The sequence below is a fragment of the Streptomyces broussonetiae genome, from assembly GCF_009796285.1.
In the GTDB taxonomy this organism is placed as follows: domain Bacteria; phylum Actinomycetota; class Actinomycetes; order Streptomycetales; family Streptomycetaceae; genus Streptomyces; species Streptomyces broussonetiae.
The window spans coordinates 7,250,038-7,272,713 of record NZ_CP047020.1 but is presented as its reverse complement, the minus strand read 5'-3'; the positions used below and the strand labels follow the sequence as shown (position 1 = coordinate 7,272,713).

Genomic DNA, 22,676 nt, shown 5'->3' with positions numbered 1-22,676 from the left:
AACACGACACACGAGGGGAGCGGTGACCGTGCGACGGGACTTCCAGGAGCCTGCCAGGTGCCGTCCCGACCTGCTCATCGGCCGCGAGGAGTTGTTCTCCGGCGCTCGTGACCAGCTCGCCTCGGGCGGCAGTGTGCTGCTCCACGGTCCCGCCGGAATAGGGAAATCCACCGTCCTGCGGGCATTGGCCGAGGAATACGGCGCCGGTGCGCGCACCGTGTTGCGCTGCTCGGCCACCGAGTCCGAATCCCACCTCCCCTTCCTGGCCCTCGCCGACCTCCTCGGGCTGGTCCTCGACGACGTCTCCGCCCGGCTGCCCGCCGCCCAGCGCACCGCCCTGGAGTCGGCGCTCACCGGCCGCGGCGAGTCCAGCCTCCAGCGCGACGGCCTCGCGCTGCGCCTCGCCGTGCTCTCCGCGCTGCGCGCACTGGCCGCGCAGGGCGGCGTCCTCGTCGTCGCCGACGATCTGCAGTGGCTGGACCCGGCCAGCGCCGAACTGCTCGGCTTCGCCGCCCGGCGCCTGGAGGGCACCCCGGTGCAACTGCTGTGCGCGGTACGCACCGAGGGCCAGGAGAGCCAGGAGTACGACCGGCACCTGCGCGCCTGCCCGCCGGGCACCCTCGCGATCCGGCTCGGCGCGCTGACCCGCACCCAGGTCGCCCAGCTGCTCGACCACCGCGGTCACGGCGGCCTGCCCCGCTCCACGGTCCGCGAGATCCACCGCACCTCCGCCGGCAACCCGCTGTTCGCCCTGGAACTCGGCCGTGCCCTCGCCGACAGCCCCACCCCGCCCCGGCCGGGTGAGCCGCTGCCGGTGCCGACCTCGTTGCGCGCCCTGGTGCTCAGCCGCCTGGACATGCTCTCCGTCGAGGCCCGCCGTACCCTGCTGGTGGCCAGTGCCGGCGCCCGCCCCACCCCGGCCCTGCTGCACGCGGCCGGCCGGACCAACGCCGAGTCCGAATGCGCCCAGGCGGCCGAACTCGGCCTGCTGGCCACCGAGCCCGACGCCCCCGCCGTACGGTTCGCGCACCCGCTGATCTCCGCCGCGCTGTACGCCGAGGCGCCCGCGCCCGAGCGGCGCGCCGCGCACGCGGCCCTGTCCACGGCCGCCTCCGACCCGATCGAGCGGGCCCGGCACCTGGCGCTGGCCAGCACCGGCACCGACCCGGAGGTGGCCGCCCGGCTCGCCGAGGCCGCCGCCCTCGCCCGGGACCGGGGCGCCCCCTCGGTCGCCGCCCAGCTGGGTCTGCTCGCCGCCCGGCACACCCCCGCCGACGGTGTACCGCGCCAGGAGGAGCGCCGGCTGCAGGCCGCCGAGGACGCGATCACCGCGGGCGAGCTGGACCTGGCCCGGGACATCGCCCGCGAGGTCCTGGCCCGGGCGGCCGTGCCCGCCGACCGGGTACGGGCCTGGATGATCGTCATCGACAGCGCCGGGCACACCATGGCCGAGGTGGACGCCGTCTTCCCGCAGGCCCTCGCCGACGCCGGCGACGACCCCCGGCTGCTGGCCCTGGTGCACTACCAGCTGGCCTGGCGGGCGCTGATCGTGGAGGGCGACTTCACCGAGGCCCGCGAGGCCGCCGCGCACGCCGCCGAGCTGGCCGCGCGCGGCCGGGACAGGCGCACCGAGCTGCTCTCCCTCGCCTTCCAGGCGCAGACCGAGACCCTGATGGGCCATCCGGAGGCGCCCCGCACCATCAAGCGCGCCCTGAAGGAGCCCCAGGACCCCCGGGTGGCCTGGCACCACAACGGGGCGGGCAGCGCCCGGTTCCGCTGGCTGGTCATGGGCGACCAGCTGGCCGAGGCCCGGGCGACGGTCACCGCGCTGCTGCGCGAGGTGCGCCGGCGCGGCTCGGTGGAGAGCGAGGTGCACTTCCTGCGCGGCCTCGCCGAGACCGAACTGCGCGCCGGGCACTGCGGGCGCGCCCTGGAGCTGGCCCGCGACAGCCTGCGCCTGGCCCGCGACTCGGGGATCGGCGAGACCGCCTCGGCGATGCTCACCTCGCTCGCGGAGGCCTCCGGCGGCGATGTCGACCGGGCTCTCGCCCTCGCCCGGGAGGCGGTCCAGCACGCCGAGGAGGACGGCGACCAGATGTATCTCTCCCGGGCCCTGGGCGCGCTCGGGTACGCCCAGTTGGTGGCCGGGGATCCGGCGGGCACGGTGCGCTCGCTGCGCCGGGTGCGCCGGCTGGAGCTGGGGCTCGGCATCACCGACCCGGCGCGCGGCCGCTGGCAGGGGGACCTCGCCGAGGCGTTGGTCCGGATCGGTGAACCGGCGGAGGCGCAGGACGTCATCGACGTGAGCCGCGAGCACGCGCTCCGGCTCGGCCGGGAGAGCGTCCTCGCCGTCCTGGACCGCTCCGAGGCGCTGGTGCGGGCCGCCCACGGCGAGCTGGAGGCGGCCCTCGCCCAACTGACGTCCGCTCAGGACCGACTCGGCAAGCTCGGCTACGGGCTGGAGGAGGCGCGGGCCGCGTTCGCGCTGGCCCGGCTGCGGCCCAAGCGCGCCGTCGGTGCCGCGGAGGGGACCGCCGGGTCCCGGCGGCAGACGGCGGCCTTCGACGAGGCCACCCGGATGTTCCGCCGCTGCCGGGCGCTACCGTGGCTACGCCAGGTGGACGAGGCCCTCACCGCCCCCGAACCGGAACCCGCGCCCGCCGCCACGGACGCCCTGGACGCGCTCGGTGTGCTGGCCGCCATGGAACGTCAGGTCGCCGCACTGGTCATGGAGGGCGCCACCAACCGGGAGATCGCCGCCCGGCTGTTCATCAGCGTCAAGACGGTGGAGGCGACCCTGACCCGGGTCTACCGCAAGCTGGGGATCCGATCGCGGGTGGACATCGTCCGATTGGCGGCAGCTCGCCGCGCGAAGTGACACCGTCACCGGTTAACTGAACCGGACCGAGGGTTTTCCCTCACCCCACCCGCTAGGGGGTTCCCTCATTGGGAGCCGACGGTTCCGGGACCTAGCGTAAAGGGCGTGCCGCTCGCCCGGGCACACGGGGTCGGTCCCGCGACTCCCGTGCACTCCACCCCACCCGTGCGACCCCCCACCGGTACAACCCCCACTGAGGAGACTGATGTTCGGCCTCACACGTGCCAGACAGACCGCCGCGATCCTGGTGGCCACGGCCGCCGCCGCGGCGACCGCGCTCATCGCCTCCCCCACGGCGAACGCGGCTCCGCAGCCCATCGTCGGCGGTACGACCACCACGACCACGGCGTACCCCTTCGTCATGCAGATCACCGACGCCTCCGGCCATCAGTTCTGCGGCGGCACCCTCGTGGCCGCCAACAAGGTCGTCACGGCCGCGCACTGCATGGCAGGCGAGTCGACCAGCAGCATCCGCGTGGTCGGCGGCCGGACCTATCTGAACGGCACCGACGGCACGGTCAGCAAGGTCAGCAAGATCTGGATCAACCCGGACTACACGGATGCCACCAGTGGCCACGACGTGTCCGTGCTGACCCTGTCGACGTCGATGCCGTACACCGCGGCGAAGTACGTCTCCTCGTCGGACACCGGGGTGTACGCGGCCAACACCACGGCCCGGATCCTCGGCTGGGGCACCACCTCGGAGAACGGCAGCTCCTCCAACCAGCTGCGGACCGCGACCGTCCCGCTCGTGGCCGACTCCAGCTGCAAGAGCTCCTACGGTTCGGACTTCGTCCAGTCCGACATGGTTTGCGCCGGATACACCTCCGGTGGCGTGGACACCTGCCAGGGCGACAGCGGCGGTCCCCTGCTCATCGGGGGCGTCCTGGCAGGGATCACTTCCTGGGGCGAGGGGTGCGCGGAGGCGGGTTACCCGGGTGTCTACACCCGGCTGACCACCTTCTCGAACCTGGTGACCGCGCAGGTCAACTCGTAGCCCGGAAGAAGAACACCTGAGTGTCCCTCAGGTCGATACCAGGGGGACGTTGCGAGCCACCACGAGCGGCCCGCAACGTCCCCCTCTCCATCACGGTGCTGAGCTGTCCGGGGGGCCGCTCAGCACCGTACGACGCTGCCGGACCGGATCAGCCCGTGCCCGGCGTGCGGTCGCACACCGACTGCAGCCAGGTCAGGCCGGGAGCCAGGCGCAGGGAGTCCAGGTTCCTGAGCAGGGCGTCCAGGTGGTCCGGGTGGGCGAGGAATTCGATCGTCGCCTCGGCGAAGGCGTCGCGCACCGAGGGCGGCATCGCGTCCGAGGCGTCGAAGCAGTGCACCGCCCGGTCGTCCAGGAGGGTCGCGGCCAGGGTGCGGTGCCAGGCGGCACCGGCGTCGGAGGGTGCGGGCCGGGCACCGGGGCCGACGGAGAAGCCGGACTCCCGGACACTCCAGGCCCGTTGGGCGTCGGCCGAGGCCAGATACCGGATCAGGGTGGTGGCCTCGGGGGTGGCGTGCAGCAGGGCGACCAGGTCGCCGGAGACCTCCCAGGCGTCAGCGGCCTTCGCGCCGGGGATCAGCCGGGCCGAGGGTACGTAGCGGCCGTCGGCGCGCTTCCAGGCGTCCATGGTGCGGATGAACGCCCCCTGGTGCTCGAGCGTGCAGCCGCGCGGGGTGCGGGTGACCGGTTCGGAGGCGTTCTCGTACGGCGTCTTCAGCGCCCGCCGCACCAGATCGGGGTTCCCGCCCGCGCCCATCAGCCGGCCCCAGGTCTTCCAGGCCCCCTTCAGCTGCGTGGACTGCCAGGGCAGTACGCCGCGCGCCCACTGCTGGTAGGCGTCCGGGCCGGACCGCTGCAGCAGGATGTCCTCGATCCAGTCGGTGCCGGGCCAGCCGCTGGTCGCCCCGGAGCCCATGCCGACGCACCACTGGCCGGGATCGCGCGCGGCCTCGGCCAGCTGCCGCTCGCCGGTGCCGGCCGGGTACCAGACGATGCTCTTCAGGTCGGCCTTGAGCGGGAACCAGTACGTGTGCCCGTCCAGCGGAGTGGTCCAGGACGCGCCGAAGCCGGCCCGGGGCACGAGGTCGTCCAGCGGTTTCAGCTGCCCCTGGCGGGCGTAGGCGGCGAGTTCGCCGGGTCCGGTCAGCACGACCACGTCGGGCGGTGTCCCGGCCTCGACGTCGCCGCCGAGCACCTGGCTCTCGGCGGAGCTGCCCTGATAGTCGACGTGGATGTGGTGCGTGCGCTCGAACGGCTTCAGCACCGTGTCACGGAAGTTGCTCTCGTCGGTGCCGGTCCAGTTGGCCAGCAGGGTGACGGTCGGCTCCTGCCCGAGGGCCCGTACGCCGGCCACGAGGGCGGCGGCGAGCAGGATCAGACAGCCCGCCAGCACGGTGACGGTACGGGCGCGGGTGCGGCGCCGGGGGGCGACGGCCGGCCCGGGGCCGGTGGGCGGGGCGCTCACCGGGGCCTGAACCGGTAGTCGTCGATGTGCCGCCGCAGCCCCGTCTCGGCGAGGGCCATGAGCACGATGCCTCCGATCAGGATCCACCCCGCGGCCGACGCGCGGAAGCCGGTGTGTGCCAGGTACGAGGCGGTGTGCCGCCCCGCGTCGGTGATGAGCGGCCCGGTCAGCGGGCGGTCGAGCAGCGTGCGGGTGTGCGCCATGCCCCGGTGCGTCCACACGGTGAACAGCAGCGCGGTGCCGGTCCCGGCCACGAGCAGGGCGCCCGTCGCGAGGAGCCCGCGGTTGTACCGGCGGCGCAGGCGGCGGCGCAGGAAGAGCTGGGTCTCCAGCAGGGCTGCGGCCAGGACGCCGGCGAGCAGCAGGGTCATGGTCCAGCCGAACCACAGCAGCGGCCCGAACGAGGCCTGGCGACGCACCGCGTCCTGCTGCTGCGCCAGCAGGGTGCTCAGCCGGGCCCGGATCCCGGAGCCGGGTTCGGCCAGCACGCTGGTGGCGTAGCTGAGGTAGGCATCGCGCAACACGCTGTCCGAGGGCTGCAGTTGGGCCTGCTGCACCTTGACGGCGTACACCGTGATCAGCCCGGCGACCGTCTGCAGCGCCTGCCGGCCCGCCGGGCCGCCCACACCGTCCCCGGCGGCGGCCGCGAGGCTCTGCGCGGCGACCGAGATCTGCTTCTGGAAGTCACTGGTCGGCGCCGCCTGAGCGGCGTCGTCCTGGGCCTGGCCGAGCGCGTACAGCGCCGTGTCGATGGACAGCACGGCCGGGGCGCTGGAGGTGCGCAGCGGGTCGGCGTCGCCGTGCACCCCTTCGTAGGACAGGAACAGCGACAGCGTCAGCAACGCCGACAGGGCCAGCAACAGCCGGTGCCGGACGGCGAGATCACGCGCGGTGGTACTGCCGCCGAAGGCGGGCGGGCGTGGGCCCAGACGCCGGAGCAGGCGGGCCAGGGGGACGGGACGGTCGTGGGGACGCTGGGGGTGCGGCGGCCGGGCGGGCCCTGGGTGGTCGCCGGGGGCGGCGGTGGACCCTGTGGGGTACGTGGCGCCGTGCGGGTCCGTCCCGGGAGCGGTGACGGGCGCGCCGGGGGCCGGGGTGCTGTGCGCAGGGGTGCCGTGGAGCGGGGCGGGGGAAGCCGGTGTGCCCCGGGGCGGGGTGTCGGGGGTCATGCGGGAGATCCCCCCAGGGGACGGCCGCAGTCGCCTCCGCAGTAGGCGGAGCCTGCCGGGCCGAGCCACTTGCAGTCCGGGCACTCGATGAGCCCGCCGGGTTCGCCGCCGCCCTCCGCCGCGGCACCGGGGCCGGGCGGGGTCGCGGGCGGCGAGCCGGGAGCGGGCGGCTCGGGCGGGGTCGTCATCGCGCTGGAGAGGATCAGGTGCTGCCAGTCGACGTCCTTGAGTCCCGCGCGGACCCGGCCCGTACCCGGACCGAGTCCCCTGCCGCTCCCGCCCTCCCCGTCCCCGGTGTCTCCTGCGTCCCCCGTGCCTCCTCCGTCCTCGATACGCCGCAGCGCGCCCAGCAGGTGAGGATCGCCCAGCTCACCGGCCAGAGCCAGCGCCCGGGTCAGCGCGTGGTCCGCCGCCACCCGGCCGTCGGTGCCGCACAGCCACGCCCGGTAGGCCTCGGCGACGGCGGCGCTCGCCTGCTGGTACAGCTCGTGCCGGCGGACCCCGGGGTGCTGCCGTGAGGCGTCGAGCGGGTTGTCGGTCCAGCGCACCAGGACGGGGCGTGGCGCGGGCAGCCGTACCGGGCGGCCGAAGTCGGGCACGACGACCTCCACCGCGGCGAGTTGGAGGTCCTCGCCGGTCTCGCGGCCGGTCGGGTCGGCGCTCAGGACGGCCTGGAAGTGCCGTACCTCATCACCCCAGGCGCGGGTGACGTACTCGGTGCCGCGCCCGCCGGAGCCGACCGGGACGGCGGGCAGTTCCTGCTCGTTGGGCACCACCTGGGTGACCCGGCGGATCACCGTGCCGGGGGTGGGGGTGAGCCTGATGCGCAGTTCGGGAACGGCCGTGCCGAGCAGCCCCTGCACCAACTCCTCGTAGGCGGCCCTCAGTTCGGACTCGTCACGGACGGCTCCGGCGCGGCCGTGCAGCCGCCGGGTGATGCCGAGCAGCAGTTCGGCGTCCCAGTCGTCACCGATGCCCCAGGCGTCGCAGACGAAGCGGCCCTCGCAGGCGTCCAGGGCGTTCTCCAGGCTCATGGCGGCCCGGTGGTCGTGCTCGTTGCGTCCGTCGGTGAGCAGCGAGACGTGCTTGACGGGGGCGGGCTGCTGCTTCAGCAGCCGCCGGGCGAGGTCGAGCCAGGTGCCGATGGCGGTGCCGCCGTCCGCGTCCAGGATCCGTACGGCCCGTTCGGCGGCGTCCCGTTCGCCGCTGCCGGCGACGGCCATGGGCGCGCGGCCGGGGCCGGGGTGGACCACGGTGGCGTCGAACCGCCCGGAGAGCACGGCGAAGGCGGTGCCGTCGGGCAGCAGCCGGACGGCGGCGACGGTGGCGTCCTTCGCGGCGTGCAGTTTGGCGGCGGGGTGCAGCATGGAGCGGGAGGTGTCGACGATCAGCACCTCGGCGAGCACGGGCCCCGCCCCGTGGCCGGGGGCGGCGGGGAGCCCCGGGCCGCCGTGACTGCGCACGCCGATCTCCAGGATGGCGTGCATCTCCCGGCCGGCCGGGCCCGCGGCCCCGGGCGGTGCGGCGGGCAGTTCCTTCTGCTGGCCGACCGCGAGCGTCACCTCGATCTGTCCGGGCACGGTCATCGTTGTCGTCCCTCAGGTCGTCGCGGGCGTTGCTCGAAAGGTCGGTACGGAGGTCGCCGGCCGGTGTCGCCGGCCGGTGTAGCTGACCCGTGTCGCCGGCCGGTGTCGCTGGCCGGTGTCGCTGGCCGGTAAGCCTCAGAAGGTGTCAGAAGGTGGTCATCGGCCGGACCCCGTGGGCCAGGTCGAGCAGGCGGCCGTGTTCCCCGGCGGTGCGGGCCTGCGCGGCCAGTTGCCGGAAGGAGTGCTCCAGCAGGCCCCGCAGGCTGTCCTCGTCGCCCGGTCCGAGGAGGTCACCGGCCGGGAACCAAGCGCCCGGGCCCGGTCCGGGCCGACCGTGCAGGGCGTTCTCGCGGACCTCGGCGGCCAGCCGGGCCCGGGACTCGCCGTCGGCGGCGCCGCCGTCCAGACGCAGCTCGGGCAGCCGCCGCGCCGCGTCCCCGAGGTCGGCCGACGCGGGCGGGCGCCCGTGCAGGATCCCGGCGCGGACACGGACGGCCGCGATCCGGGCGGCGTCGTGGTGGCGGGAGGTGGCGGGCACGTCGTCGAGCACGCGCACGGCGGCGTTCCGGTCGCCGCCGGCCAGATGACACCGGGCCAGCCCGAACGCGGCGGCGGAGTGCGCGAAGTCCCGCTTCCACACGGCCTCGTAGAACCGCATGGCACGGGCGATGCGCTGCGCGCGGGCACGCCGGGCCGCGCGGTCGGCCCCGGCCGCCGTCCCGGACTCGGGTGTGGGTGTGGGTGTGGGTGCGGGTGCGGGTGCGGGTGCGGGTGCGACGGCGGACGCGGGTACCGGCACGAGGACGGCTCCGGACGTGGGCACGGGGACGGCCGCCCCGCCCGCGCCACTCGCGCCGTCGTCCTCGCCGGTCTGCCCGGCGGCGTGTTCCGCGCAGTAGCCGAGGGCCAGCTTGGGCACGTACTCGCCGGGCAGGGCCCGGTGGACGGCGTCGAAGTGGGCGCCGGCCTCGGGGACTTCACCCTTGCTGAGGTGCAGTACGCCACGGTGCCAGGCGATGCGCCAGTCGTGGGCGGCGGCGCGTTCGCCGAGCTGGGTCTCGGCCTCGGCCAGCCAGTTCTCGGCCTGTTGCTGCGCACCGCGTCTGAGGTAGGCGCGGCACAGCCACAGGGCGGTCTCGGGGGTGCCGAGGCGGGACTCGCGGGGCCACTGCAGGGCGACCTGGTCGGGGGCGTCGGGCGAGAAGGTGTCCAGCAGCAGGGCGGCGCCGTCGTCGGGGTCGGGGACCGGTTCCGGGAGGGCGCCGGCGACCTCGGCGGCGCGCGGCGGGGAGACGTCCAGTGGCCCGGGCCGATCGCCGGTACGTGAGGTCCAGTGGTCCAGGGCCGGGATCGCGCCGAGTCCGGCGTCCAGGCTGGCACTGGCGGCGCGGAACCTGGTGGAGCTCTCCGGCAGCTGTTCGCCGAACTGCAGCGAGCGGAACTCCCTCAGGACTTCCCACAGTTGGCGGGACATTTCGGCCGCCGAGCGGAACCGGGCGGCGGGCTCGGCGTGAGTGGCGCGGTCGACGATCCGGCGGAAGGAGTCCGGGGCGAGACCGCGCGCCGGTTCCGTGGCGCGGGCCAGGGCCTGGAGGGTCATGCCGACGGTGTAGAGGTCGCTGTCGACGTGCCAGCCGCGCCGGTCGATCTCCTCCTTGGGCGGGGCGAAACCCCCCGTGTAGACGTAGGCGGAGGTGCGGTCGCCGATCGCGCGGACCGCGCCGAGGTCGATGACCTTGATTGCCCGGCCGAAGTGGATGACGTTGGCGGGCTTCATGTCGCAGTAGAGCAGGCCGCGTTCGTGCATGTACTGCAGGGCGCCGAGGATCTTGCAGCCGTAGGTGAGGACGTGGTCGAGGCGGGGCCGGCCGTGGAAGATCCGCTCGGCGTCGTCGGCGTCGAAGAGCTGTTGCAGGGAGCGGCCGCCGATGTAGTCCATGACCAGGTAGCCGGCGGGCGGGCGGCCGGGGGCCTGGTGGTCGGCGTAGGTGATGATGCGGACGATGTCGGGATGGTGCAGGTCGGTCAGGGAGCGGCGCTCCTCCACGGCGTTGCGGCGGGCGAGGGCGTCGTGGACGTTGATCTGGCCCTTGAGGACGACCCGGTACCCGTCGGCGCGGGTGTCCTCGGCGAGGTGGATCCAGCCGAGGCCGCCGCGGGCGAGGCAGCCCAGGACGCGGTAGTGGCCGGCGACCACGTCGCCCTTGTCCAGCTGGGGCAGGAAGGAGTACGGCGTGCCGCAGCGGGGGCAGCGGCCGGTGGCGCGGGCGGGCTGGCCGCCGTAGCCGATGCCGACGGTCATGGTGCAGCCGTTCGCTCCGCAGCGGCGGCCTCCGGTGGGCGGGCGGGGGTCGGCCACGAGCACGTCGTCGGGCACGGGGACCTCCGGCAGGACGACCAGCCCGTGCTGGTCGAGTTCCCCGACCCCGGCGACGGCGTGCACGGCGGGCGGACCGGGGCTCTCCACGGCGCCGGCCACGACGGTCGGGGGCTCGGCACGCGGCGGCGGGAAGGGCCGCGCGGGCGACTCGGCACGCGGCTCGATGTGCCGGTGCCCGCAGGTGTCGCAGTAACCGGTACCCATGATGCGACCCGCACAGCCGGGCCGGACACACGAGGTCACGACGTGCTCTCCTCTCCGGGGCGGGGGGTGGGACGTGGCACCACTGCCTGCCAGGGAGCCGGGTGACCGCGGACGGCGGGCCATCGGGCGCGGTCCGGGGCAGGGTTCGGGGGCGGGTACGAGGCCGGGTCTGAGGCCGGCGTCGGGCTCGGGACCGAGGCCGGGGGCGGGTTCATGGCCGGGGCCGGATTCCCCGGCGCCTCCCCCGGGCCCTGGTTGCGCGGGCCGTCCGTTGTCGCATCGGAGGTGGCCGTCGTCCCCGTAGGGTTCCCGGACGCCGGTGCCGAGCAGAAGGTGACGAAGCGCTCGACCGCCGTCTCGGCGCGCTCGATGTCGCACGGGGTGTGCCGCAGCAGGGAGAGGGCGTGTTCGTAGAGCCGGTACGCCTCCATGACCGGGTCGCCGGGCGCGGACGGGCCCGGCGTGGCAGCGGGCGCGCCGGACGAGAAGGGCTCATCGGGTGTGCCGGACGCGCCGGACACGGGCGGCCTGCCGGACACCGCCCCCGCCCCCGGTCCCGGCCCACCGGACTGGCCCGCCGCCCCCGACGCGGCAGCCGCCCGCTGGCGGCACAGGGGCCATTCGGCGCTGACCCGGCCGAGGAGTTCCTCTCGGCGGTGCAGGCGGGCGTCGAGGTGGCTGATGGCCCGCTCCAGACGCTGCCGACGGCGCTCGGCGGCCTCCTCGAAGGTGAACAGCAGGTCGGCGCGGCCGGGTTCGCGCTCGCGTTCCGGGGTGTGGGCGACCCAGGCGCGCAGCATCCGGGTGCGCCGTACGCCGCCGTCGGCCCGGTCGACCAGCTGCCGGGCGCCGGGGCCGGGCAGCACCCGGTCCCGGAGCCGGTCGAGGGCCGGGCCCAACTCGTCCACGATCCGGTCGAGTTCGGCGTGCAGCCGGACCCAGCGGTCGTGCAGCGGCCGGTCCACGAGCGCCTCGGCGGCCTGGTCGGTGCGCTCTCCCCGGCGGCGGAAGACCAGCAGCAGCCGGGCCCCCTGCCGGGCGAGCCGGTCCAGCAGGCCGAGCAGGGCCCCGGGTTCGGCGGCCTGGTCGACGCCGACCAGGACGGCGGCGAGCGGGAGGTGCAGCGCGCCGAGCCGTTCGGGCCGGGGGTCGTCGTGGATGCCCAGGCGGGCGGCGACGCGGTCCATGACGTCGGCGGCGGTGAGCCCCTTGACGTCCAGGGCGAGGTCGTGCGCGCCGGCCGGGGGCACGGTCTCGGGCGGGTCGTGACTGAAGACGCTGGTGTTGCGGTCGGTGCGCAGCTCCCGGTCGGCGAGTGTGACGGCACGGTTCAGGGTCCAGGCGCGGTCGCCGCGGGCGGGGACGACCGTGACGAGGACCGGCCAGCCCGCGCCCCGGAACCAGGAGGCGAGTTGGGTGGCGAACGGCACGTCGAGCACGCCGGCGTCGCCCCGGGCGCCGGTGCGCAGCCTGGGGTCGACGGCCTCCGCGCCGTCGGTCCAGGCGGCGGCCTGCGGCAGATGGCTGAGAATGGTCTCGGTGGGGCTCATGTAGCTGAAGGCGGAGCCCGGTCCCTGGTCGACGCTGAGGACGATCCCGATGACCTGGTCGGTGGCGTGGTCGACCACTCCCCCGCCGCTGAAGCCGGGCGCGGCCAGCTCCCCCGGGGTCAGCGGGCGCAACTGCACCTGGCTGTCCCGGCCGCGGGCGGCGACCAGGGTGGCGCCGTGCCAGCGGCCACCGTCGTCGCCGTCCGGGAAGCCGTACATGCTGACCGGCCCGTGCGGTGCGGCGAGCCGGTAGAGCCGGGTGGTGTGCGCGGCGGGCAGGGGCTGGGCGAGGCGCAGCAGGGCGAGGTCGCCGCTGCGGTCGCCGAAGGTGTCCTCACGCAGCGGCACGTGTTCGTCCTCGCGGACGGTGGCGGGTACGGCGTCGAGGCCGGGGACTCCGACGAGGCGGACGGCGTAGCGGCGGCCGGGCCCTGCGACGTGGGCGGCGGTGAGCACCCGGTCAGGGGCGAGCAGCACCCCCGCGCCGAGGACCCGCCCGTCCGGTGCCTCGATGCGGGCGATCCAGGACGGCGTCCGTAACCGCGATGTGACGGCTCGCTCCCCCGTGCGCGTCATGGCCCCGAGGTTACTCCGAGTACCGGTCCGGTACTACTGGTGTGCACGAGGGCGTTGCAAAGGCGCGGGGGCCGGAGGCGAGCGAGGGGCGGCTGCTGTGCCCGCACACCGGAAGCGGCGGCGGGCCCGCACACCGGAACAGGCGGCGCCCCGGACGGACGTCAGTGCTGCGCGTGCAGCGCTTCGAGCACCTGCGCGTCGGTGAGCTGCTCGAAGTCGTTGTACCACTGGCCGACGGCGGCGAAGCCCGTCGGCCGGTGCGGGCAGACGACCGTGTCGGCCTCGCCGGTGAGCGCATCCAGTGAGTCGGGGGCGCCGACGGGAACGGCGAGAACGAGGTGCGCGGGCCGGCGGCTGCGGACGTGGCGCAGGGCCGCGCAGGCGGTGGCGCCGGTGGCCAGCCCGTCGTCGACCACGATCACCGTGCGGCCGGCCGGGTCGGGGGGTGGCCGGTCGCCGCGGTAGCGCTGCTCCCGGCGGTGCAGTTCGCGCCGTTCGCGTTCGACCACCGGGGCCAGGGACTCCTCGGTCAGGCCGAGCATGCGGAGGGTGTCGGTGTGGAAGAGCGGCGGGTCGTCCGCGGCGAGCGCTCCGACGGCGAACTCCTCGTGGTGCGGGGCGCCGATCTTGCGGACGACGAGCACGTCGAGCGGGGCGCCGAGGGCCCGGGCGACCGGCTCGGCGACGGCGATGCCGCCGCGGGGCAGGGCGAGTACGAGGGGGTCTGCGAGGCCTTCCCGTTCGCACAGGCCGACCAGCAGTCCGGCCAGTTCCCGTCCGGCTTCGGCGCGGTTCTGGAAGCGCATGGCTGGTCCTCCTCGGCGGACCCCCCTCCTTCCATGGTGCTCCCGGTCGCTCCCCTTGATGCTCCCGGCGAGCGTTCCCGGAGGCAAAGTATTCGCACGCTTGATCTATACACTGCGTGTATAGTCCCTGCATGCCTCTTTGGACCGACAAGATCCCGACGACCCCGCGTATGCCCAGGAAGATGCGCGAGAGCGCCCGAAGGTTGCGTCCCGCCGCGCTCGCCTCGGCCGCCGCCTGCCTCGCGCTCACGCTGTCCGGCTGTGCGCAGGTCGACACGACCGCGCCGAGCACCACGCGCACCGCCGCGGCGAAGGGCACGCCGGCGAAGTTCGGGACCGTCGACTGCCGCGAGGCGAAGTGCATCGCCCTCACCTTCGACGCCGGGCCGAGCGAGAACTCGCCGCGGCTGCTCGACGTCCTGAAGGACAAGAAGGTCCCGGCCACCTTCTTCCTGCTCGGCGAGAACCACATCGAGAAGTACCCGCAGCTGGTCAAGCGGATGGCGGCCGAGGGCCACGAGGTGGCGAGCCACACCTGGGACCACAAGATCCTCACCCGGATACCGGATGCCCGGATACGTGAGGAACTGAAGCGCCCCGACGACGCGATCGAGCGGCTCACCGGGCGCAGGCCCACGCTGATGCGCCCGCCGCAGGGCCGTACGGACTCCAACGTGCACAAGATCGCCAAGGAGGAGGGCCTGGCGGAGGTGCTGTGGAGCGTGACCGCCAAGGACTACACGACCAACGACTCGGCGCTCATCAAGAAGCGCGTCCTGGAGCAGTCGTCCCGGGACGGGATCATCCTGCTGCACGACATCTACCCCGGCACGGTGCCCGCCGTGCCCGGCATCATCGACGCCCTGAAGGCCCGCGGCTACGTCTTCGTGACGGTGCCTCAGCTTCTCGCACCGGGCAGGGCGGAACCGGGCAAGGTGTACCGGCCCTGACGGCCCGACCGGGCCGGGTGGCACCGGGTGGAGACCTGACTCCCTTGAGAACGGCGGACATTGCCTACGATCATGCCGTGCCCGTCTTCACCTTCACCCGTACGGCGCCGCTCCCTCACGACGAGGCGTGGCGCCGGCTCACCGAGTGGCCCCGCCACGCCGACGCGGTCCCGCTGACCCGGATCAGGGTGCTCACGCCCCCGCCGACCCGGGTGGGCACACGCTTCGTGGCCCGCTCCGGCATCGGCCCGCTGGCCGTCGACGACACCATGGAGGTGACGGTCTGGCGCCCGCCCTGCGACGACGAACCCGGCCTGTGCCGCCTGGAGAAGCGCGGCCGGGTGGTACTGGGCTGGGCGGAGATCGAGGTGGGGCCGGGACCCGGGGGCCGTAGCCGGGTGGTGTGGCGTGAGGAGGTGCGGGTGCGGTTCGCGCCCCGCGCTCTCGACGGCGTACTGGACCGCACGGCACGCGTGATGTTCGGCCGGGCGGTCAACCGCCTGCTCAGGCAGGCGTGAACGCCCCACACGCCCCCACGGCCCGCGCACCCGCACCCGCGCCTTGCGCGCCTCGCATGCCCCGCACGGCGCACACGCCTTGCGCGGGCCTCGTGGCACGCCGTGGAGCGTCAGTCCCTGCGCCCCGTCACCGCGACCGTGACCCCCAACCCGATCATGGTCAGTCCTCCGATCCCGCCCACGGCGGACAGCCGTCGTGGCGAGCGCGCGAACCAGTCGCGCGCCGCGGAGGCGACCAGCCCCCAGACGCTGTCCGAGGCCAGTGCGATGGCGTTGAAGACGAGGCCGAGCAGCAGCATCTGACCGGGGACGTGCCCCTGCCCCGGATCCACGAACTGCGGCAGCACCGCGGCGAAGAACACCATCGTCTTGGGGTTGGCCACGCCGACGGTGAAGCCCTCCCAGAAGGTGCGCCGCGTGCCGCGCCGGGGGCCGCCGCTCGCCTGCGCGAACGCGTCCCGCATCGCGCCGCGTTGCCGCCAGGCCCGTACGCCGAGGTACACCAGGTAGGCGGCGCCCGTGAGCTTGAGCGCGGTGAAGACGAGCACCGAGCTCTCCACGATCGAGCCGATGCCGAGCGCGACGGCCGTGACGAGCACGTACGCGCCGAACGTGTTGCCGGCGACGGTGGTCAGCGCGGCCCGGCGGCCGTGGGCCAGGGCGCGCCCGACCACGAACAGCACGCTGGGGCCGGGCACCACGATGAGCAGGAGGGACAGCGCCGCGAAGGCGGCCAGACGGTCGGTGGACACCATCCGTTCATGGAAACCACCGGCCACGCCGCCCCGCAAACCGTTTTCCGCGGCAGTCGGCCGTCAGGAATCCCCTGCGGCCTTCAGGCCACCGACCCGATCCGCGTGGCCGGCCGGGACCCCGTGTCGTGGTGGATGGGGGTGTGCGCGCCGGTCAGTGAGACCCCGCTGCCGCCGCGGCGGCCGGCGACGATCTCCGCGCCGATGGACAGGGCCGTCTCCTCCGGCGTACGCGCACCGAGGTCGAGGCCGATGGGCGAGCGCAGGCGGGCCAGTTCCAGTTCGGTGACGCCGACGTCGCGCAGCCGCTGGTTGCGCTCCAGGTGGGTGCGGCGCGAGCCCATCGCGCCGACGTAGGCGACCGGCAGCCGTAGGGCGAGCTGCAGCAGCGGTACGTCGAACTTGGCGTCGTGGGTGAGGACGCACAGCACGGTACGGCCGTCGGCCTCGGTGCGCTCCAGGTACTTGTGCGGCCACTCGACGACGATCTCGTCGGCCTCGGGGAAGCGGACCTTCGTGGCGAACACCGGGCGGGCGTCGCACACGGTGACGTGGTAGCCGAGGAACTTGCCGACCCGGACCAGCGCGGAGGCGAAGTCGATCGCGCCGAAGACGATCATCCGGGGTGCGGGCACGGAGGACTCGACCAGGACCGTGAGCGGGGCGCCGCAGTGCGAGCCCTGCTCGCCGATCTCCAGGGTGCCGGTGCGGCCCGCGTCCAGAAAGGCGCCGGCCTCGGCGGCGACGGTGCGGTCCAGTTCGGGATGCGCGCCGAAGCCACCGTCGTAGGAGCCGTCGGGGCGGACGAGGAGGGCCCGGCCGCGCAGCTCGGCCGGGCCGTCCACGATCCGCGCGACCGCCGCCGCCTCCCCACGGGCGGCGGCGGCCAGCGCGGCCGTGAGCACCGCCCGGGCGGGACCGTCCGTCCGGACCGGTGTGACGAGGATGTCGATGATGCCGCCACAGGTCAGGCCGACGGCGAAGGCGTCCTCGTCGCTGTAGCCGAAGCGCTCGAGAACGGTCTGCCCGTCCTCGAGCGCCTGCCGGCACAGCTCGTACACGGCGCCCTCCACACACCCGCCGGAGACCGAACCGATCGCGGTGCCGTCGGCGTCCACCGCGAGGGCGGCGCCGGGCTGACGCGGGGCGCTGCCGCCGACGGCCACCACGGTGGCGACGGCGAAGTCACGACCCTGCCCGACCCACCGGTTCAGCTCCTCGGCGATGTCCAGCATCTGTCGGTCTCCTAACGGGTTGTGTGGGCAGGGCCCGCGCGGCTAGTGCACGCCGAGCCAGGCCTCGATGGGATGAAGGGCGAAGTAGACCAGGAAGACGACCGTGAGGCCCCACATGAAGGCACCGATCTCACGGGCCTTGCCCTGGGCGGTCTTGATGGCGACGTAGGAGATGACGCCCGCGGCGACACCGGTGGTGATGGTGTACGTGAACGGCATCAGGACGACGGTCAGGAAGACCGGGATGGCGGTGGCGCGGTCGGCCCAGTCCACGTGCCGGGCGTTCATCAGCATCATGGCGCCGATGACGACCAGCGCGGCGGAGGCGACCTCCTGCGGCACGATCGCGGTGACCGGGGTGAAGAACAGGCAGGCCGCGAAGAACAGGCCCGTCACCACGGACGCCAGACCCGTACGGGCACCCTCGCCGACCCCGGTCGCGGACTCGATGAACACGGTCTGGCCGGAGCCGCCCGCCACGCCGCCGATCGCGCCGCCCATACCGTCGATGAACAGCGCCTTGGACAGGCCGGGCATGCGGCCCTTGTCGTCGGCCAGGTTGGCCTCGGTGCCGACGCCGATGATGGTGGCCATCGCGTCGAAGAAGCCGGCCAGTACGAGTGTGAAGACGATCATGGCGATCGTCATCCCGCCGACCTTGCCCCAGCCGCCGAGCTCCACATGCCCGAGGAGTGAGAAGTCGGGCATCGACACGGCGCTGCCGTGCAGTTCGGGAGCGCCGTTGGCCCACTGCTTGGGGTCGATGACGCCGGCGGCGTTGAGGATCGAGGCGACGATCGTGCCGGTGATGATGCCGATGAGGATGGCGCCGGGGAAGTTCCGGGCCTGGAGCATGAAGATCAGCAGCAGCGTGCCGGCGAAGAGCAGCACCGGCCAGCCGGTGAGCTGGCCCGCCGGACCGAGGGCGAGCGGGGTGCTCTTGCCCTGGTGCACGAAGCCGGACTTGTAGAAACCGATGAGGGCGATGAACAGGCCGATGCCCATGGTGATGCCGTGCTTGAGCGCGAGCGGGATCGCGTTCATGATCATCTCGCGTAGGCCGGTGACGACCAGCAGCATGATGACCACGCCGTACATCACGCACATGCCCATGGCCTGCGGCCAGGTCATGTTGGGGGCGACCTGCGAGGACAGCACGCCCGAGACGGACAGGCCGGCGGCGAGCGCGAGCGGCACCTTGCCGACGAAGCCCATCAGCAGCGTGGTGAACGCCGCGGCGAGCGCGGTCGCGGTGATCAGCGCCTTCTGGCCGAGTGTGTCGCCGTGCACGTCCTTGCCGGACAGGATCAGCGGGTTGAGCAGGAGGATGTAGGCCATCGCCATGAAGGTGGTGATGCCGCCGCGCACCTCACGCGCGACCGATGATCCTCTTCTGGATATGTGGAAGTACCGGTCGAGCCAGGACCGTCCGGCCGGGACGCGGCTGCCATCACCGGCGTCGTCGGCTGCGGTCCTGGGCTCCACTGACTGCTGGGTCATGGTGCCATCTCCCAAGGTTCACAGGGGCACCCGTACAACTGCCCTGACAGGTACGGGATTTGGGGAATGGACGACCCGGGGGACGGCCCGAGGCGCACGAATTTCCTGGTACTTCAAGGACCGCGAGCGGAGCGGAACTCAAAGAGGGTTCCTCCGGGCGGCGCGGCGGAGTGTGTGACGTTCCCTGCGCCGCCCGGAGAGCTGTGGTGGTGTTACGCGGTTCCCGTGAGGTGCTCGGGCCGTACCGGAGTGCGGTTGAGCTCCAGCCCGGTCGCGTTCCGGATCGCCGCGAGGACGGCCGGGGTGGACGACAGGGTCGGGGCCTCGCCGATGCCGCGCAGCCCGTACGGGGCGTGGTCGTCGGCGAGTTCGAGCACGTCGACCGGGATGGTCGGCGTGTCGAGGATCGTGGGGATCAGGTAGTCCGTGAAGGACGGGTTCCTGACCTTGGCGGTCTTGGGGTCGACGATGATCTCCTCCATCACCGCCACGCCCAGGCCCTGGGTCGTACCGCCCTGGATCTGGCCGACGACGGAGAGCGGGTTGAGCGCCTTGCCGACGTCCTGGGCACAGGCCAGCTCGATGACCTTGACCAGACCGAGTTCGGTGTCGACCTCGACGACCGCGCGGTGCGCGGCGAAGGAGTACTGGACGTGGCCGTTGCCCTGGCCGGTGTGCAGGTCGAAGGCCTCGGTCGGCCGGTGCCGCCACTCCGCCTCGATCTCCACGCTCTCGCCTTCGAGGACGTCGGCCAGGTCGCCGAGGACCTCGCCGCCGTCGGTGACGACCTTGCCGCCCTCCAGCAGGAGTTCGGCGGTCGCCCAGGCCGGGTGGTAGGAGCCGAACTTGCGCCGGCCGAGTTCCAGGACCTTCTCGCGGACGAGTTCACAGGTGTGCTTCACGGCGCCGCCGGTGACGTACGTCTGCCGGGAGGCCGAGGTCGAACCCGCCGAGCCCACCTGGGTGTCGGCCGGGTGGATGGTCACCTGGGTGACACCGAGTTCGGTACGGGCGATCTGTGCGTGGACGGTGACACCGCCCTGGCCGACCTCCGCCATCGCGGTGTGCACGGTCGCGACCGGCTCGCCGCCGATGACCTCCATGCAGACCTTGGCGGTGGAGTAGTCGTCGAAGCCCTCGGAGAAGCCGACGTTCTTGATGCCGACCGCGTAGCCGACACCGCGTACGACACCTTCGCCGTGCGTGGTGTTGGACAGACCGCCGGGCAGCTGCCGTACGTCGGAGCCCTCGCTGGACTCCCACTGGCGCTCGGGCGGCAGCGGCATCGCCTTGACGCGGCGCAGCAGTTCGGCGACGGGAGCGGGCGAGTCGACGGGCTGGCCCGTCGGCATGATGGTCCCCTGCTCCATGGCGTTGAGCTGCCGGAACTCCACCGGGTCCATGCCGAGCTTCTTCGCCAGCTTGTCCATCTGCGCCTCGTAGGCGAAGCACGCCTGGACCGCGCCGAAGCCGCGCATGGCGCCGCAGGGCGGGTTGTTGGTGTAGAGGGCGATGGCCTCGATGTCGACGTCGTCGATGACGTACGGGCCGACGCTCAGCGAGGAGGCGTTGCCGACGACCGCCGGGGAGGCGGAGGCGTAGGCGCCGCCGTCCAGGACGATCTTGCACTTCATGTGCGTGAGCTTGCCGTCCTTGGTGGCGCCGTGCTCGTAGTAGAGCTTCGCCGGGTGCCGGTGGACGTGTCCGAAGAAGGACTCGAACCGGTTGTAGACGATCTTGACGGGCTTGCCGGTGCGCAGGGCGAGCAGGCAGGCGTGGATCTGCATCGACAGGTCCTCGCGGCCGCCGAACGCGCCGCCGACGCCGGCCAGCGTCATGCGCACCTTCTCCTCGGGCAGGCCGAGGACGGGCGCGATCTGGCGCAGGTCGGAGTGGAGCCACTGGGTGGCGACGTAGAGGTGGACACCGCCGTCCTCCTCCGGCACGGCGAGGCCGGACTCGGGGCCGAGGAAGGCCTGGTCCTGCATGCCGAAGGTGTACTCGCCCTTGACGATCACGTCGGCGCGCCTGGCGGCCTCGTCGGCGTCGCCGCGCACGATCGGCTGACGGTGCACGATGTTCGGGTGCGGGACGTGTCCGCAGTGGTGGTCGTCACGGCCCTCGTGGACGAGGACCGCGTCCGGGGCGGTCGCGGAGGCCTCGTCGGTGATGACGGGCAGTTCCTTGTAGTCGACCTTGATCTTGGCGGCGGCGCGGCGGGCCGTCTCCGGGTGGTCGGCGGCGACGATCGCGACCGGCTCGCCGTGGTGGCGTACCTTGCCGTGCGCGAGGACCGGGGTGTCCTGGATCTCCAGGCCGTAGTTCTTCACGGCGGTGGGCAGGTCGTCGTACGTCAGGACCGCGTACACACCCGCCATGGCGAGGGCCTCGGAGACGTCGATCGACACGATCTCGGCGTGTGCGACGGTGGAGCGCAGGATCTGGCCCCACAGCATGTCCTCGTGCCACATGTCGGACGAGTACGCGAACTCGCCGGTGACCTTGAGGGTGCCGTCCGGGCGGAGCGTGGACTCTCCGATGCCGCCCTTGGTCTGTGAGCCCTGCGTGATCTTCGTAGGAGCGCCGTTGGCCGGCATGTCAGACCCCCTCGGACTGGCGTGCGGCCGCCAGGCGGACCGCGTCCATGATCTTCTCGTAGCCCGTGCAGCGGCACAGGTTGCCCGACAGTGCCTCGCGGATGTCCGCGTCGGACGGGTTCGGGTTGCGCTCCAGGAGTTCGTCGGAAGCGACGAGCAGACCCGGGGTGCAAAAGCCGCACTGGACGGCGCCGGCGTCGATGAACGCCTGCTGGATGGGGCTCAGTTCGGTGCCCTCGCCGGTCTGCGAGTCGGTTCCCCTGGCCTGCCACTGCTGGGCGTCCTGCAGGGTCGTGCCGCAGGCGCCGGTGGCGCAGCCGCCCTCGGCGCGCTGCTTGGCGAAGTCCGCAAGGCCCTCGACGGTCACCACGTCACGGCCCTCGGCCTGGCCGGCCGCGACCAGGCAGGAACACACCGGCACGCCGTCCAGGCGCACCGTGCAGGAGCCGCACTCGCCCTGCTCACAGGCGTTCTTGGAGCCGGGCAGGCCCATACGCTCGCGCAGGACGTACAGCAGGGACTCGCCCTCCCAGACGTCGTCGGCTTCCTGCGGGCGTCCGTTGACGGTGAAGTTGACGCGCATTACGCAGCTCCCTCAGATGCGCGGCGGGCGCCGCGGTACGACTCCCAGGTCCAGGTGAGCGTCCGGCGGGCCATCACACCGACCGCGTGGCGGCGGTAGCTCGCGGTGCCCCGGACGTCGTCGATCGGGTTGCAGGAGGCGGAGCACAGCTCCGCGAACTGCTTGGCGACCGAAGGGGTGATGATCTTTCCGTTGTCCCAGAAGCCACCCTCGTCGAGCGCCGCGTTCAGGAACTCCTCGGCGGCCTTGGCCCGTACGGGCGTGGGCGCGGCCGAGCCGATGCCGGTGCGCACGGTGCGGGTCTCGGGGTGCAGCGCGAGACCGAAGGCGCACACGGCGATGACCATGGCGTTGCGGGTGCCGACCTTCGAGTACTGCTGCGGGCCGTCCGCCTTCTTGATGTGCACGGCGCGGATCAGCTCGTCGGGCTGGAGCGCGTTGCGCTTGACACCCGTGTAGAACTCGTCGATCGGGATCAGCCGGGTGCCGCGGGCCGCGGACTCCACCTCGACCTCGGCGCCGGCGGCGAGGAGGGCGGGGTGGGCGTCACCGGCGGGCGAGGCCGTGCCGAGGTTGCCGCCGACGCCGCCGCGGTTGCGGATCTGCGGGGAGGCGACCGTGTGCGAGGCGAGCGCGAGGCCCGGCAGCTCGGCACGGAGATTCTCCATGATCTTGGTGTACGGGACGGAGGCACCCAGCCGTACGCTCTCCTCGCCGATCTCCCACTCGGTGAGGTCGCCGATGCGGTTGAGGTCCAGCAGGTACTCGGGCCGGCGGTGGTCGAAGTTGATCTCGACCATCACATCGGTGCCACCCGCAATCGGCACTGCGGTGGGGTGCTCGGCCTTCGCGGCGAGCGCCTCCTCCCAGCTGGCGGGGCGAAGGAAGTCCATGACCGGCTCTCTTCTTCGTCTCGTGGGTCGTTCAGATTGA

At 73.4% G+C, this 22,676-nt stretch carries 16 protein-coding genes; 4 read left to right on the top strand and 12 right to left on the bottom strand.

All coding sequences use genetic code 11. From position 1 onward, the window contains the following. The first annotated feature begins 22 nt into the window (after positions 1-22). Both GQF42_RS33400 and GQF42_RS33395 read left to right on the top strand, forming a co-directional pair. Complete coding sequence (locus tag GQF42_RS33400) at positions 23-2,878, top strand: ATP-binding protein (RefSeq protein ID WP_158926171.1); 2,856 nt, start codon at positions 23-25, stop codon at positions 2,876-2,878. Between the two features lie 205 nt (positions 2,879-3,083). Next, positions 3,084-3,875, top strand: a complete 792-nt coding sequence (locus GQF42_RS33395; RefSeq protein WP_158926169.1) for a S1 family peptidase — start codon at positions 3,084-3,086, stop codon at positions 3,873-3,875. Positions 3,876-4,023: 148 nt separating this feature from the next. Here GQF42_RS33395 and GQF42_RS33390 read toward each other — a convergent pair whose 3' ends face one another. The 6 genes from GQF42_RS33390 to GQF42_RS33360 all read right to left on the bottom strand — a co-directional run bounded on the left by GQF42_RS33390 (position 4,024) and on the right by GQF42_RS33360 (position 13,608). Next, positions 4,024-5,337 carry an extracellular solute-binding protein gene (locus GQF42_RS33390; protein WP_158926167.1) on the bottom strand — a complete coding sequence of 438 codons (1,314 nt, stop codon included), beginning with the start codon at positions 5,335-5,337 and terminating at the stop codon, positions 4,024-4,026. Beyond that, positions 5,334-6,506 (bottom strand): hypothetical protein, encoded by a 1,173-nt coding sequence (locus GQF42_RS33385; protein WP_233273533.1) that lies wholly within the window; start codon positions 6,504-6,506, stop codon positions 5,334-5,336. Before GQF42_RS33385 ends, GQF42_RS33390 begins: the two co-directional genes overlap by 4 nt. Next, a complete protein-coding gene (locus tag GQF42_RS33380) occupies positions 6,503-8,092 on the bottom strand; it encodes a VWA domain-containing protein (protein ID WP_158926165.1) in 1,590 nt (529 codons plus the stop codon). Before GQF42_RS33380 ends, GQF42_RS33385 begins: the two co-directional genes overlap by 4 nt. Before the next feature lie 145 nt (positions 8,093-8,237). Beyond that, entirely contained in the window at positions 8,238-10,715 is a 2,478-nt protein-coding gene (locus GQF42_RS33370) for a serine/threonine-protein kinase (RefSeq protein ID WP_233273532.1), read from the bottom strand. Then, positions 10,712-12,802 (bottom strand): trypsin-like peptidase domain-containing protein, encoded by a 2,091-nt coding sequence (locus GQF42_RS33365; RefSeq protein WP_233273531.1) that lies wholly within the window; start codon positions 12,800-12,802, stop codon positions 10,712-10,714. Before GQF42_RS33365 ends, GQF42_RS33370 begins: the two co-directional genes overlap by 4 nt. Before the next feature lie 161 nt (positions 12,803-12,963). Then, complete coding sequence (locus GQF42_RS33360; RefSeq protein ID WP_158926163.1) at positions 12,964-13,608, bottom strand: phosphoribosyltransferase; 645 nt, start codon at positions 13,606-13,608, stop codon at positions 12,964-12,966. Between the two features lie 182 nt (positions 13,609-13,790). Between GQF42_RS33360 and GQF42_RS33355 the strand changes: the two genes are divergently transcribed. Both GQF42_RS33355 and GQF42_RS33350 read left to right on the top strand, forming a co-directional pair. Beyond that, positions 13,791-14,558: a polysaccharide deacetylase family protein gene (locus GQF42_RS33355; protein WP_233273815.1), complete on the top strand. Its 768-nt coding sequence runs from the start codon at positions 13,791-13,793 to the stop codon at positions 14,556-14,558. 77 nt (positions 14,559-14,635) lie between these two features. Then, on the top strand, positions 14,636-15,076 hold the full coding sequence (locus GQF42_RS33350; RefSeq protein ID WP_158926158.1) for an SRPBCC family protein: 441 nt from the start codon (positions 14,636-14,638) through the stop codon (positions 15,074-15,076). 110 nt (positions 15,077-15,186) lie between these two features. Here the strand turns inward: GQF42_RS33350 and GQF42_RS33345 are convergent, their stop codons facing one another. The 6 genes from GQF42_RS33345 to GQF42_RS33320 all read right to left on the bottom strand — a co-directional run bounded on the left by GQF42_RS33345 (position 15,187) and on the right by GQF42_RS33320 (position 22,636). After that, positions 15,187-15,831 carry a LysE family translocator gene (locus tag GQF42_RS33345; protein ID WP_158926156.1) on the bottom strand — a complete coding sequence of 215 codons (645 nt, stop codon included), beginning with the start codon at positions 15,829-15,831 and terminating at the stop codon, positions 15,187-15,189. A gap of 80 nt (positions 15,832-15,911) precedes the next feature. After that, positions 15,912-17,063, bottom strand: coding sequence for an XdhC family protein (locus tag GQF42_RS33340; protein WP_158926154.1), 1,152 nt, complete (start codon positions 17,061-17,063; stop codon positions 15,912-15,914). A 42-nt stretch (positions 17,064-17,105) separates the two neighbouring features. Next, the gene (locus tag GQF42_RS33335; RefSeq protein WP_158926152.1) at positions 17,106-18,563 is read right to left on the bottom strand and encodes an NCS2 family permease; all 1,458 of its coding nucleotides are present in this window, start codon (positions 18,561-18,563) and stop codon (positions 17,106-17,108) included. Between the two features lie 212 nt (positions 18,564-18,775). Next, entirely contained in the window at positions 18,776-21,160 is a 2,385-nt protein-coding gene (locus GQF42_RS33330; RefSeq protein ID WP_158926150.1) for a xanthine dehydrogenase family protein molybdopterin-binding subunit, read from the bottom strand. Position 21,161: 1 nt separating this feature from the next. Continuing rightward, positions 21,162-21,743 (bottom strand): (2Fe-2S)-binding protein, encoded by a 582-nt coding sequence (locus tag GQF42_RS33325; RefSeq protein WP_158926148.1) that lies wholly within the window; start codon positions 21,741-21,743, stop codon positions 21,162-21,164. Next, on the bottom strand, positions 21,743-22,636 hold the full coding sequence (locus GQF42_RS33320) for an FAD binding domain-containing protein (protein ID WP_158926146.1): 894 nt from the start codon (positions 22,634-22,636) through the stop codon (positions 21,743-21,745). The genes GQF42_RS33325 and GQF42_RS33320 overlap by 1 nt, the downstream gene beginning before the upstream one ends. Positions 22,637-22,676: the final 40 nt, after the last annotated feature.